The sequence below is a fragment of the Afipia sp. GW823-FHT06G09 genome, from assembly GCF_058794875.1.
In genome coordinates, this window is the sequence record NZ_JBXAHF010000001.1 from 74,592 (window position 1) to 88,392 (window position 13,801).

At 63.7% G+C, this 13,801-nt stretch carries 12 protein-coding genes; 6 read left to right on the forward strand and 6 right to left on the reverse strand.

Going from position 1 to position 13,801, the window contains the following annotated elements:
- Positions 1-2 precede the first annotated feature (2 nt).
- Together moaC and AC1Q67_RS00380 are read left to right on the forward strand one after the other, a co-directional pair.
- On the forward strand, positions 3-512 hold the full coding sequence (gene moaC / locus AC1Q67_RS00375; protein ID WP_492235610.1) for a cyclic pyranopterin monophosphate synthase MoaC: 510 nt from the start codon (positions 3-5) through the stop codon (positions 510-512).
- Positions 513-522: 10 nt separating this feature from the next.
- Positions 523-1,731 carry a molybdopterin molybdotransferase MoeA gene (locus tag AC1Q67_RS00380; RefSeq protein ID WP_492235609.1) on the forward strand — a complete coding sequence of 403 codons (1,209 nt, stop codon included), beginning with the start codon at positions 523-525 and terminating at the stop codon, positions 1,729-1,731.
- 53 nt (positions 1,732-1,784) lie between these two features.
- Here the strand turns inward: AC1Q67_RS00380 and AC1Q67_RS00385 are convergent, their stop codons facing one another.
- Positions 1,785-2,528 (reverse strand): SDR family oxidoreductase, encoded by a 744-nt coding sequence (locus AC1Q67_RS00385; protein ID WP_492235608.1) that lies wholly within the window; start codon positions 2,526-2,528, stop codon positions 1,785-1,787.
- Between the two features lie 97 nt (positions 2,529-2,625).
- On the opposite strand from AC1Q67_RS00385, the gene AC1Q67_RS00390 reads away from it, so the two are divergent.
- A complete protein-coding gene (locus AC1Q67_RS00390; protein ID WP_492235725.1) occupies positions 2,626-3,546 on the forward strand; it encodes an AraC family transcriptional regulator in 921 nt (306 codons plus the stop codon).
- Between the two features lie 176 nt (positions 3,547-3,722).
- Positions 3,723-4,430, forward strand: coding sequence for a transcriptional repressor LexA (gene lexA, locus AC1Q67_RS00395; RefSeq protein ID WP_006020719.1), 708 nt, complete (start codon positions 3,723-3,725; stop codon positions 4,428-4,430).
- Positions 4,431-4,443: 13 nt separating this feature from the next.
- Here the strand turns inward: lexA and AC1Q67_RS00400 are convergent, their stop codons facing one another.
- The 5 genes from AC1Q67_RS00400 to AC1Q67_RS00420 all read right to left on the reverse strand — a co-directional run bounded on the left by AC1Q67_RS00400 (position 4,444) and on the right by AC1Q67_RS00420 (position 10,674).
- Positions 4,444-6,738, reverse strand: a complete 2,295-nt coding sequence (locus AC1Q67_RS00400) for a ComEC/Rec2 family competence protein (protein ID WP_492235607.1) — start codon at positions 6,736-6,738, stop codon at positions 4,444-4,446.
- Between the two features lie 135 nt (positions 6,739-6,873).
- Positions 6,874-7,110: a tautomerase family protein gene (locus tag AC1Q67_RS00405; RefSeq protein ID WP_006020721.1), complete on the reverse strand. Its 237-nt coding sequence runs from the start codon at positions 7,108-7,110 to the stop codon at positions 6,874-6,876.
- A gap of 11 nt (positions 7,111-7,121) precedes the next feature.
- On the reverse strand, positions 7,122-7,832 hold the full coding sequence (locus tag AC1Q67_RS00410; protein ID WP_492235606.1) for an SDR family NAD(P)-dependent oxidoreductase: 711 nt from the start codon (positions 7,830-7,832) through the stop codon (positions 7,122-7,124).
- Between the two features lie 145 nt (positions 7,833-7,977).
- Entirely contained in the window at positions 7,978-8,913 is a 936-nt protein-coding gene (locus tag AC1Q67_RS00415; RefSeq protein WP_492235605.1) for a LysR family transcriptional regulator, read from the reverse strand.
- A 96-nt stretch (positions 8,914-9,009) separates the two neighbouring features.
- Entirely contained in the window at positions 9,010-10,674 is a 1,665-nt protein-coding gene (locus tag AC1Q67_RS00420; RefSeq protein WP_492235604.1) for a glutamine--tRNA ligase/YqeY domain fusion protein, read from the reverse strand.
- 211 nt (positions 10,675-10,885) lie between these two features.
- Between AC1Q67_RS00420 and gltX the strand changes: the two genes are divergently transcribed.
- Positions 10,886-12,316 carry a glutamate--tRNA ligase gene (gene gltX / locus AC1Q67_RS00425; RefSeq protein WP_492235603.1) on the forward strand — a complete coding sequence of 477 codons (1,431 nt, stop codon included), beginning with the start codon at positions 10,886-10,888 and terminating at the stop codon, positions 12,314-12,316.
- A 161-nt stretch (positions 12,317-12,477) separates the two neighbouring features.
- Complete coding sequence (gene gltA / locus AC1Q67_RS00430; protein ID WP_024575328.1) at positions 12,478-13,782, forward strand: citrate synthase; 1,305 nt, start codon at positions 12,478-12,480, stop codon at positions 13,780-13,782.
- The last annotated feature ends 19 nt before the right edge of the window (positions 13,783-13,801 follow it).

Below are 13,801 nucleotides of genomic sequence, written 5' to 3' on the forward strand. Positions count from 1 at the left end.
CCGTGGCCAAAAAGACATCAAAGAAGAAGGTAGGCGCCGCCCTCACCCATATCGACGCCAAGGGTGAAGCGCGCATGGTGGACGTCTCCGCCAAGCCGGACACCGAGCGTGTGGCCGTGGCCGAAGGTCATGTCATCATGACCCGCAAGACGCTCGATCTGATCGTGAAGGGCAATGCCAGCAAGGGCGACGTGCTCGGCACCGCGCGCGTCGCCGGCATCATGGCGGCAAAGCGCACCTGCGACCTCATTCCGCTCTGTCATCCATTGGCGCTGTCGAAGGTAACGCTCGACATCACGCCCGACACCAAATTGCCCGGCTGCCGCGTGCGCGCGACCGTGAAGGTCAAGGGCCCGACCGGCGTCGAAATGGAAGCGCTGACCGCGGTGTCGGTCGCGTGCCTCACCATCTATGACATGGTGAAGGCTGTGGAGCGCGGCATTCAGATCGAGGCCGTCCGTCTGGTCGAGAAAAAGGGCGGCAAGTCTGGCCATTATCTGGCAGACGATTAAGGATTGCACCATGGCGCTGATGCCGGTCGCCGAGGCCTATGCCGCCGTTCTCAAGGACGCCAGCGCCCTTCCCGAAGAAACGGTTGCGCTCGGCGAAGCGTTTCATCGCACACTCTCCCGCGACGTCGCGGCGCTTCGCACCCAGCCCCCCGCCGCCATGTCGGCAATGGATGGATACGCGGTACGCGCCATCGACGCAGTGACCGGCGCGCGGCTGAAGGTAATCGGCGAAGTCGCCGCAGGCCGGCCCTTCAATCAGACGATCGGTGCGGGACAGGCGGCGCGGATCTTCACCGGTGGCGTCATTCCCGGTGGCGTGGATGCCGTGGTCATTCAGGAAGACACCACGCGCGACGGCGAGTTTGTCATCGTCAACGAAGCCATCGCGGCGGGAAAGAACATCCGTCCCGCCGGCATCGATTTTCGCGAAGGCGACGTGCTGTTGCCGCGCGGTTCTCTGCTCAACGACCGCGCCCTCGCGCTGGCGGCGGGGATGAACCATCCGCGTTTGCCGGTCCATCGCCGTCCCAAGGTCGCGATCCTTGCCACCGGCGATGAGCTGGTCGCGCCGGGCACAACACCCGCCCCGGGACAGATCGTCTACAGCAATTTCTTTGCGCTGAGCGCGCTCGTGCGCAACGAAGGTGCCGAACCGATTGATCTCGGCATCGCACGCGACACGCTCGATTCAACCTCGAACGGAATCAAGCGTGCGCGCGATCTCGGCGCGGACATTCTCATCACCACCGGCGGCGCCTCGGTCGGCGATCACGACCTGGTTCAGGCCGCGCTGACAGCCGAAGGCTTCGACATGGCCTTCTGGAAAATCGCGCTGCGGCCCGGCAAGCCGATGATGAACGGACGGCTCGGAGCGATGCGCGTGCTCGGTCTACCCGGCAACCCGGTGTCGTCCTACGTCTGCGCTTTCCTGTTTCTGGTGCCGCTGATCCGTTCGCTCTCCGGGCGAACGCGCGTCGATCATCCGCTTGAACATGCGGTGCTGGGACACGAACTGCCCGAGAACGACAAGCGGCAGGACTATCTGCGCGCGCGTGTCGCGCCCGGCCGCGACGGGGTGCCCGTCGCGACCTCGGTGGGCGCGCAGGACAGTTCGCTGGTGGCAAAACTGGTCGAGGCGAATGCGCTGATCGTCCGGCCGCCGTTCGCTCCGGCAGCCGCCGCCGGCTCGCCCTGCACGATCCTGCGGCTTCCCGCGTAGAAAAAGCCACCTGCGCCGATCCACGATCCATCGCAAACCGGCGGCTGTGCTGTCTATCTCGCCTGAGCCAGCGCCACGGCGTCGGCACCCGCCGGAAAGCGCAGTTGCCCGGTCGCATCGTTGGCGGCACGCCAGACCGCTTCCGCCACATCGGATTCTGTCGTGACCGCGGCCGGCTGCGTGAACGCGGCAAAGACCTGCTGCGCAAAGGGCGCGTAGGCTTGCGGGATCAACCCCTCCATCCGGTTTCCCGAATTGCTGCTGAAGCGCGTGGTCGGCCCATAACCGGGTTCGACCAGTTTTACGCCCACCCTGAACGCGGCGAGTTCATGCGCCAGCGAGCCGGTAAATCCCTCGATGGCGGTCTTGCTCGCGGTGTACGCCGCGACCAGCGGCATCGGCGCCAGCGTGGCGCTCGAGGTCACGTTCACCACCACGCCCGACTTTCGCGCGCGGAACTGCGGCAGCACCGCCTGCGTCATCGCCATCATGCCGAACGTGTTGGTCTCGAACACCTCGCGCACCGTTGTCATCGGCGTCGCCTCGAACGCGCCGAAAAGTCCGATGCCGGCATTGTTGACCAGCACGTCGATGGGACCGCTCGCTGCGATGACAGCCGCAATGCTTTCCGGTCTGGTCACGTCGAGCGGCAACACGCGGAGCGTATCGTTGCGAGGCAATATGTCTTCGCGCGGCGTCCGCATGGTGGCGATCACCTTCCAGCCCTGTGCATCAAAGTGCCGGGCGGTTTCGAGGCCATAGCCGGACGAGCATCCCGTAATAAGAATAGTCTTCATGATCACTTTCCCGATGATTTTGGTACGGTTGCTATGGCGGACGCTGTCCGGACGATCTACAATGGAAAGTCCATATTTCCTTTGCGAGCGTCCGGATGTGACCGATCCCCTCTCCGAAGTCATCGCCCTGCTTCAGCCGCGCACGGTGTTCTCCAAACGCATCAGCGGTGCCGGACGCTGGGGCGTGCGCTATTCGGACTTCGGCCAGCCCAGCTTCTGCGCCGTACTTGAGGGAAGCTGCCGCCTCGCGGTCGACGGTCACCCGGCCCTGACGCTGGAAGCCGGCGACTTCGTGCTTCTGCCCGCGACACCTGGATTCACCATGTCCGGTTTCGAGCCGGTGCGGCCCGAACGCATCGACCCGAAGGTGATGCTTTCCCCGGTGGGCGAAGTCCGCCACGGCACCCGCGGCGGGCGGCCGGATGTACGTTTACTTGGCGGCTATTTCGTTTTCGACTCCCCCAACGCATCCCTGCTCGTATCGCTGCTGCCGGGATTGATCCACGTGCGCGGGGTCGAGCGGCTCTCCGTGCTGGTGCAACTCGTCGGAGAGGAATCGCGCGCGCAGAGACCCGGCCGCGATCTCGTGCTCACGCGCCTCGTGGAGGTGCTCCTGATTGAAGCACTTCGATTGGCGCCGGCTGATGGCGCGCCGCCCGGACTGCTTCGCGGACTGGCCGATCCGCGGCTCGCTCCGGCGATGCAGCAGATGCACGGTCATCTCGCGCGGCCGTGGACGATGGCGCAACTGGCCGGGAAAGCCGCGCTGTCGCGCTCGGCATTCTTCGAGCGCTTCACGCGGACCGTGGGTCTGCCGCCGATGGAGTATCTGCTCGCCTGGCGCATGGCCGTCGCCAAGGATCTGCTCCGCCGTCAGGACATCGGGCTTGGCGAAGTCGCCGAGCGGGTCGGCTACGGCTCGGCAAGCACCTTCAGCACTGCCTTCAGCCGGCATGTGGGGCAGTCCCCGGGCCGCTACGCGCGCGCTTCGGCAGAAGCTGTCGGCGCGTTGACGTGAAATTAAGGGGTTGCGGAACACATATGGAACAGATAGTGTTCGTTCATGATTTGTTTCGAGTGACTCGCAACTCCTGAGTGTCCCTTTTCATTGTTTCGCAGTGGGGATCCAGAGAGGCGCAGCTTCGGATCAGACACGGGAATTCTTGAGATCCTTGGGATCGGGGACCAATTCAGATGCTGACACGCAAACAGTATGAGCTTCTGCGCTTCATCAACGAGCGGCTCAAGGAAGCTGGTGTTCCGCCCTCCTTCGATGAGATGAAGGATGCGCTGGACCTGCGGTCGAAGTCCGGTATCCACCGGCTCATCACTGCTCTCGAGGAGCGCGGCTTTATCCGGCGGCTCGCCAACCGAGCCCGCGCCATAGAGGTCATCAAGCTTCCCGAAACGAGTGCCAGCCCCGGCGGCGCACGCCGCGGCTTCACGCCCAGCGTCATCGAGGGCAACCTGGGCAAGGTTCGCTCGGCGCCGTCGCTCGGCCCCGACGAAGATGCAAGCTTCCCTGTCGCCGTACCGGTCATGGGCCGGATCGCGGCCGGTACACCAATCGAGGCGCTGCAGACCCGCAGCCACACCATCAGCGTGCCGCCCGACATGCTCGGGTCCGGCGAACACTACGCCCTCGAAGTGCGCGGCGACTCCATGATGGAGGCTGGTATTCTCGATGGCGACACCGTGCTGATCCAGCGCAACGAGACCGCCGACACCGGCGACATCGTGGTGGCGCTGATCGACGAGGAAGAAGCCACCCTGAAGCGCTTCCGGCGGCGCGGTGCGTCCATCGCCCTGGAGCCTGCCAACGCAGCGTACGAAGTCCGAATCCTGCCGCCCAACCGCGTGCGGATTCAGGGCAAGCTGATCGGCCTGGTCCGCAAGTACTGAGTTCGACTCGAGATCAATCGTCCGGCTGGAGATCGCTCTCCGCCGGCGTAGCATCGACAGGCTGCACCGGGCGATTTGCCGGTACGGCGGGTGTATCTGCTCCATCATCGCGGGTCGCGGGCGCCCATGGACGGCCCACCCCGCGGCGGTTGGCGCTGATCGCGTAGCCGTCAGCGGTTTTGCGCAGAGCGAGTGTGCCGCGCCTGCGCAGCATTTCCTGATCCAGCACCATGGCCGCACAGTCGGCGGGCGGCTGACGCAGTGTCACGATCACAGCGGCCCGCACGCAGTCGTCCCCGAATGCTTCCGGTTTCAGTGTCAGCGCAACTGTCGAGCCGTCCGCTGTCTGCACCACACATCCGGACGTGTCGCACGAGACGCCATCGCTGAGCGATACATCGGTAGCCTTGCGCATGTCGGCGTCGGCCGCGAGCCACTCGCGCGACAGGAAGACGTCCTTTCCGGTGCGCATCAGGCGCAGTCTGCCGTCCTTCCCTCGCACCGCAACGGTGTGGCCGTCTCCCGCCACAAGAATATCCGGCTGCGGCGCCGTCAGTGCCCAGACCGTTGCGAATGCGATGAGCCCTGCACCCGCCCAACGCAGCGGCGTCCGCAGCAGACCGAGTACAATGATCCCCGCACTCATCACGGCCAGCGGGCCGGCACCGAATGACGCGATCTGGCCGATGGCGCCAGGCAGCGCTGCCACCCATTGCGACACCGCCACCATCCATCCGATGCCGACATCCATTAGCCGCCAGAACACGCCGTCGAAGCCGAACGGCATCGCCAGCAACCCGAGCAGCCCTGCGGGCATCACCAGTATCGAGACCACCGGCATCGCCGCGAGATTGGCCAACACGCCGTAAGGCGTCACGCGATGAAAATGAAACGCCGCGTACGGCATGGTCGCGAACCCGGCCACCAGCGACGCCAGCGCCAGCATCGTGATCTCGCGCCCTCCCCAGAGCGCCGCACGCGCAACCTGCGAATTGTCGGGCGATGCGAACAGGTTCGGCATGCCGATCTGGATCAACGCCACGAGTCCCAGCGTCGCCGCGAACGACATCTGGAAACTCGGATGCACGAGTGCTTCCGGCGCGATCAAGAGCACGATCATCGCCGCAACCGCCAGCGTACGGAACGTAATCGCGCGGCGATCCACCATCACCGCGATCAGCACCACCGCCGTCATGAAGAACGAGCGTTGGGTGGCGACCTCCGCGCCCGATAGCAGCAGATAAAATGCTGCGGCAATCAGCGCGGCAACTGCCGACCATTTCTTGATCGGGAACGTCACAGTGAGTGCTGGAAACAGCGCAAGCAGCGCGCGCACCGCGAAAAACACCACGCCCGCCACCACCGCCATGTGATAGCCCGAGATCGACAGCACATGGCCGAGTCCCGAAACAAACATCGCGTCGTTGACCGGCGCGGAAATCGCGTCACGCCGCCCGGTCAGCAGCGCCGTCGCGATGGCGCGGTTGTCGCCACTGAGCACACCGCGAATGCGCGCATCGATGGCGTCGCGCATGCCCTGCATCGTAGCAGCGTAGCGCAGATATGCGCCGCCGCTGCGTGGGGCATCAACCGTCTTGATCGCCCCCATCGCGAAGCCAGACGCACCGATGCCCTGGAAGTACATGTCGCGTCCGAAGTCGTAGCTTCCCGGACGCAGCGGCGAGAGCGGCGGCAGCAATCGCGCCTTCAGTTCGACAAAGCTGCCGACGGCCGGCGCTGTCCCCTTTTTGACCGACAGCCGCACGCGTTCGAGCTTGATCCCGCCGCGCGGCGAGTCCATCTCTTCGACGCGCAGCACGAAGCGGTCCGTGCGCTCGCGCTCGTCACGGGTCTCAACGAACCCCTTCAGCGCCACCGAGAACATCGGACGCGCGAGAACACCGTGAGCGACGCGCGCGGTCTTCAGAGTAGCTGCGGCAAATCCTGCTGATAACGCGGCCAGAATCACCACAAGGGGAAAGACGCGGCCGCGCCGCGCAACGAAGGCCGCAACACAGAACGCGAATGCCGTCGCGGCGGCGACCAGTGCCACGGGCTCGCGGTCCGCCGCAAAATAGATCGCAATGCCCGCGCCGAACGCGACCGGCACCCAGGGCAGCAACCGGCCCGGTCCGGCTTCCGCCGTGATCCAGCTTCGGGCTTTTCCGATGAGGAATGACGATGCGCTTTCCGTGAAGCCGGCGGCGGCAGGCTCAGCACTGCGGGGCGGCCAAGAAATAGCTCGGCCGATGGCGCGCCCCGCCCGGCCTTTGGATCTCTCTCGGTCTTCGCCGCCCCCGCCCGCCATCGCGTTGCTCCGGCATCGCCGAGACAATGCTAGCGGAAGCGACCAGGCTGGATAGCGGAACGGATGCAGAATGCGCTGTTCGATTTTAACCGCCGAAAAACAGAGGCCGCCAAGTGATGGCGGCCTCCGTCCCGGTTATTTGCCGCTGGCGGCGCGCTGCTTTCGGTATTCGAGCGCGGGCAGGCCGCCCCATCCCCAGTTGTCCGTGTCGACCTCCTCGATAACGACGAAGGTGGATTCAAGCGGCTTGTGGAGGACGTCGAGCAGAAGCTGGCTCGCGCCGGCAATCAGACGCGCCTTTTCTTCCGCCGTGACGGAGGTCCGGCCGGGGCCGGATCCCTCGCGCGTAACCTGGATCGTGACAATCGGCATGACAGCCTCCGTTAGTGACCGGCGCTCTGGCCACCGTCGACGTGCAGGATTTCGCCGGTCACGAAGCCAGCGGATTCGAGGTACAGAACCCCGTCAACGATATCGCGCATCTCGCCCATGCGCTTCACCGGATGAAGGCCGGCAAGAAACTCGTGGGTCTCCGGAGCGTGCATCGGAGACTTGATGATGCCGGGCGACACGGCGTTCACACGAATGCCCTTGGTTGCGTATTCAACGGCAAGCGCCTTGGTCGCCGAATTGATGCCGCCCTTGGTGAGGTTGGCGAGCACCGTCGGCACGATGGCGGTCGCGTTGTCGGTCAGGCTCGTGGTGATGCTGACGATATGACCGGAGCCCTGCTTCAGCATTTCTGCCGCGGCTTGCTGCGTGATGTGGAAGAAGCCGGCGAGATTGGTCGCGATCTTCGAATTGAAGTCCTCGGCCGTGTATTCGGTGAACGGCTTGGAGATGAAGATGCCGGCATTGTTGACCAGCGTGTCGACCCGTCCAAAGCGCGTGATGGCTTCCTTGACGACGCGCTCGGCTGTGGCGCGATCGCCGATATCGCCGGCGACGGCCACAACGTCGGGATCGCTGCCCTGCTTGATTGAGCGGGATGTCGCGACGACCCGATAGTTGCGATCCCGGTAGGCCTTGACCAGGCTGGCGCCGATACCCTGCGATGCGCCGGTGATAATTGCGACCTTCTGTGCGTTGCTCATGGTGTGCCTCGATGATGTCCCAACAGCGATATTGCTGCTGGCTGGCCCGCAGGCCGTTGCTCATCGTTCTATGGCGTTCCATGAGGCGGCAGAATTGCCGACGTTCGGCAGACATCCTTCCGCCGGCCGAAAGAATAGCGAGAGCTCAGGAATCCATCGTTCCGGCTTCGGCAGACAGCCGGGCAAATTCGGCTTTCAGGCGGGGCGCTGCAAAATCAACGAATGTGCGCACCTTTGGCACCGTCAGCCGCCCCTGCGGCATCACGAGATTGACCGGCAGGACTGCGGGTTCGGCATCGCGCAGCAGGAGCTTCAACGATCCGTCCTGAACGCGCTCGGCAACGTGATAGGTGTACAGACGCGTCACACCATGGCCATCCACCGCAGCGCCAAGCGCTGCCCGTACGCTGTTCACGAGAAACCGGGGTTTGAAGTGGACAGATCGCGCGATCGAACTCCCCGGAGCTGGCGGAAATACCCAGGTGTCCTGCCCCATGTGTGTTGTGGTGACAATGCTGTGTTTGGTCAGATCCGCGGGCTCGACGATGCGAGGATGGGCGGCGAGATAACGCGGCGACGCGGCGACCACCCGCTTGACGTCTCCCCCGACCCGTACCGCGACCATTGCAGAGTCCGGAAGTTCGGCAACACGAAGCGCGATGTCGATACCTTCTTCCACAAGGTTGGCATGGCGGTCGAGCAGCAGCAGATTCACCGAGACACCCGGGAACGCGTCGAGATAGGCGGTGATGATTGGGCGCAGGATTTCTTCGCCGCTGATCGGCGGCGCCGTGATCGTCAGCACGCCTCGCGGAGCGGCACGCTCTCCCGCCGCGGACAGATCCGCCTCTTCAAGCTCGACGAGAACGCGCCGGCACGCCGCGGCATAACGCTCGCCGGCTTCGCTCAGCTTGATCGTGCGGGTGGTGCGATGAAGCAGTTCAGCACCGACATGCTGCTCAAGAAAGGCAATGGCCCGGCTGACCGCTGCCGGTGACCGCCCGAGCCGTCGTCCTGCACCGGCGAGGCTTCCCTCATCCAGCGCCGTGACAAACACCTTCATTGCTTCGAGACGATCCATCCGCAATCTTCCGTGCCGCTTCGTTATCGCTCCCACAATGGTAGCGGAAGCGATCCGGTGATGAACAGCGGAACGGATGCGGAATGCGAGCTTCGATCAGCCCGCAGCCTTGGCGTAGCTGTCGCGCAGGCCGACGGTGCGGTTGAACACCGGCTTGCCGGGCGCGGAATCCTTGTCACGAACGAAGTAACCCTGCCGCTCGAACTGAATGGCGCCCCCGAAGTTGTCGCTCGCCAGAGCGGGCTCCAGCATTCCGGTGACGGTTTCGAGCGACTGCGGATTGATCTGCGCGGCGAAGTTCGCGGCCTCCGGCTGCGGTGTCGTGAACAGCAGATTGTAAAGCCGCACCTCCGCCGGCACGGCGTCCGCCGCGCTCACCCAGTGGATCGTGGCCTTCACCTTGCGTCCGTCAGGGGCGTTGCCGCCCTTGGTCGCCGGATCGTATGTGCAGCGCAGCTCAACGACTTCGCCCGCGGCATTCTTGATGACATCGCGGCAGGTAATGAAATAGCCATAGCGCAGCCGCACCTCGCGGCCCGGCGCCATGCGGAAGAACTTCTTCGGCGGGTCTTCCATGAAGTCGTCGCGCTCGATGTAAAGCTCGCGGCCGAACGGAATCTGGCGCGAGCCCTGCGCCGGATCGTCGGGATGATTGACGGCTTCAAGCGTTTCGCTCTGCCCTTCCGAATAATTCTCGATCACCACCTTGAGTGGATTGAGCACGGCCATGCGGCGCGGCGCGGTCTTGTTCAGCACTTCACGCACCACGAAATCGAACATGCCGAGGTCGACAGTGCTGTTCGCCTTGGCGACGCCGATGCGCTTGACGAACTCGCGCAGCGCTTCCGCCGGAATGCCGCGCCGCTGCAAGCCCGCAAGCGTCGGCATGCGCGGATCGTCCCAGCCGGACACATGGCCGCCGCGCACCAGCTCGGTGAGCACACGCTTGGACAGCAGCGTGTAAGTCACGTTCAGCCGGGCAAACTCGTACTGATGCGGCCGCGACGGAACCGGCAGGTTTTCAAGGCACCAGTCATAAAGTGGACGGTGATCTTCGAATTCGAGCGTGCAGATCGAATGCGTGATGTGCTCGATCGCATCCGACTGGCCGTGCGCAAAATCGTAGCTCGGATAAATCTTCCACGCGTCGCCCGTGCGCGGATGATGCGCGTGCAGGATACGATAAAGCACCGGATCGCGCAGATTGATGTTGCCCGACGTCATGTCGATTTTGGCGCGCAGCACGCGCGCGCCGTTCGGAAACTCGCCCGCGCGCATGCGGGTGAACAGGTCGAGGTTTTCCTCAACCGACCGGTCGCGGAACGGGCTGTTCTGTCCGGGCTCGGTCAGGGTTCCGCGGGTCAGGCGGATCTCTTCCTGCGTCTGATCGTCGACATAGGCCTTGCCGGTGCGGATCAGATGCTGCGCCCAGGCGTAAAGCTGCTCGAAATAATCCGACGCAAAATGAAGATGCTCACCCCAGTCGAAGCCGAGCCAGCGCACGTCGCGCTCGATCGCGTCGATGTATTCCTGTTCTTCCTTGGTCGGATTGGTGTCGTCGAAGCGCAGATGACAGCGCCCGCCGAACTCCTCGGCGATCCCGAAGTTCAGGCAGATCGACTTTGCGTGGCCAAGATGCAGATATCCATTGGGTTCGGGAGGAAAGCGCGTCACCACGCCTTTTTCGCGCCCCGAGGCAAGATCCTCGGCAACTATATCGCGGATAAAATCACGGCCCGCGGTCGGCGATTCGTCAGACATTGGTACCCTTTCAAGTTGGGCTCTATGTGCCAAATCCGGGAGGCCACGCCAAGGGCTGCCCGGTGCCGGGCAGACCGGGCTTTTACGTGGCGAGGCCCGCATTCGGGCACCGGGAAGTGTCTCAAGTCCCCGTTAATTCGTGCTGAGACAGTGTGCCTTTGTTATGATAAACGCCCCGCCGATAACCCTTCCCGAGATCGAACCGCCTGAAATGACCGAAACTGTCGTTACCCGCTTCGCGCCGTCCCCGACCGGCTTCCTCCACATCGGCGGCGCGCGCACCGCGCTGTTCAACTGGCTCTATGCGCGCAAGCGTGGCGGCAAGATGCTGCTGCGGATCGAGGATACCGATCGCGAGCGTTCCACCGATGCGGCCATCGAGGCCATTCTCGATGGATTGAAATGGCTCGGCATCGAATGGGACGACGAGACGGTTTATCAGTTCACCCGCGCCGCACGGCATCGTGAGGTCGCCGAACAATTGCTGGCCGACGGCAAGGCCTACCGGTGCTACGCGACCGCCGAGGAACTGACGCAGATGCGCGAGGCCGCCAAGGCCGAGGGCCGCGCGATCCGTTACGACGGCCGCTGGCGCGACCGCGATCCGTCGGAAGCACCGGCCGGCGCCAAGCCCGTCATCCGGCTTCGTGCACCGCAGACCGGCGAAACCGTGATCGAGGATCAGGTCCAGGGCCGCGTGGTCTGGCAGAACGAAAATCTCGACGACCTCGTGCTGCTGCGCTCCGACGGCAACCCGACCTACATGCTCGCCGTGGTGGTGGACGATCACGACATGGGCGTGACCCACGTTATTCGCGGCGACGATCATCTGATCAACGCCGCCCGGCAGAAGCACATCTACGACGCGCTCGGCTGGACCGTTCCGGTGATGGCTCACATTCCGCTGATCCACGGTCCCGACGGCTCGAAACTCTCCAAGCGTCATGGCGCGCTTGGCGTCGATGCCTACCGGGCCAAGGGGTATCTGCCCGAGGCGCTTCGGAACTATCTGGTGCGGCTCGGCTGGAGCCATGGCGACCAGGAAATCTTCTCGACCGAAGAGATGATCCGGGAATTCGACCTGCCCGCGATCGGGCGTTCTGCCGCGCGGTTCGATTTCGCCAAGCTCGAAAATCTCAACGGTCATTACATCCGCAACGCCGACGACAAGGCGCTGCTGGCCAGCTTCGAAGACGTGCTCCAGTTCATTCCTGACGGCGCTGCCATCCGGGCCAAGCTGAACGACACGACCCGCGCCCAATTGCTGGCCGCCATGCCCGGCCTGAAAGAGCGCGCCAAGACGCTCCTCGAACTGGTCGACAGTTCCAATTTTATCTTTGCCGACCGTCCGCTCCAGATGGAGCCCAAGGCGGCAGCGGTGCTCACATCCGAGACGCGCAAGCTGATCGGGGAACTCCGTTCGGCGCTGGAGGCGGTCAATCCGTGGACCGCCGAGGCCGCCGAGGCGGCCATGCGTCAGTTCGCCGAGCAAAACAGCCTCAAGCTCGGGGCGATCGCGCAGCCGTTACGTGTCGCCCTGACCGGGCGGACCACCTCCCCGGGCATTTTCGACGTTCTGGCGGTGCTGGGGCGGCAAACCTGTCTGGACCGCCTGCAGGATCAGGCTGAAAGCCCTTCATAGCTAACGCAGGGCTGCCCAAACTTTAGGTGCAGCCCACCTATCTTGCAGCGCACACAGCAATAAGCTACCCATTCGGGCCACACTTCTGGAATAAAGCGCTTACGCCCCTATATGGCCGTAAGCGTCACTCGCCCTGAGCCACACTTACCGGGGACTTCACGATGGATGCAAAGACCAACACCAAAAAAGCCACGCTGACGGTCGAAGGGAAGACCGTCGATTTCCCGGTTCTGTCCGGCACGGTCGGACCTGATGTTATCGACATCAGCAAGCTCTACGCCCAGACCGGGATGTTCACCTACGATCCTGGCTTTACGTCGACCGGCAGCTGTGAATCCAAGATCACCTACATCGATGGCGACGAAGGTATCCTGCTCTATCGCGGCTATCCGATCGAACAGCTCGCCGAGAAGGGCGACTTCCTCGAAACCTGCTATCTGCTGCTGTACGGCGAACTGCCGACCAAGGCGCAGAAGGAAGATTTCGACAACCGCGTGACCCGTCACACGATGGTTCACGAGCAGATGGCCCGCTTCTTCCAGGGCTTCCGCCGCGACGCGCACCCGATGGCCGTGATGGTCGCCTCGGTCGGCGCCCTCGCCGCGTTCTACAATGACTCCACCGACATCTCCGATCCGACGCAGCGCATGATTGCCTCGATGCGTATGATCGCGAAGATTCCGACGCTCGCGGCGATGGCCTACAAGTACAACGTCGGCCAGCCCTTCGTGTATCCGAAGAACTCGCTCGATTACGCGTCGAACTTCCTGCAGATGTGCTTCAGCGTGCCTTGTGAAGAGTACAAGGTGAACCCGGTGATGGCCGAGGCGCTGGACAAGATCTTCATTCTCCACGCCGACCATGAACAGAACGCATCGACCTCGACGGTGCGCATCGCCGGCTCGTCCGGCGCCAACCCGTTCGCCTGTATCGCCGCCGGCATCGCCTGCCTGTGGGGCCCCGCTCACGGCGGCGCCAACGAAGCCGCGCTGCAAATGCTGGCCGAGATCGGCACCGTGGACAAGATTCCGGAATTCATCGCCAAGGTGAAAGACAAGAACTCCAGCGTCCGCCTGATGGGCTTCGGTCACCGCGTCTACAAGAACTACGATCCACGCGCGAAGATCATGCAGAAGATGTGTCACAAGGTGCTGGCGGAAACCGGCCACCAGAACGACCCGCTGCTCCATGTCGCCATGGAACTCGAGAAGATCGCGCTGAGCGACGAATACTTCATTCAGCGCAAGCTCTATCCGAACGTCGATTTCTATTCGGGCATCACCCTGAAGGCGATGGGCTTCCCGACCTCGATGTTCACCGTGCTATTCGCTGTCGCCCGCACCGTCGGCTGGATCAGCCAGTGGAGCGAGATGATTCAGGACCCGCAGCAGAAGATCGGCCGTCCGCGCCAGCTCTACTCTGGCGCAACGTCCCGCGACTACGTCGGGATCGACAAGCGCAAGTAAGCGCAAACGCCATTACAGA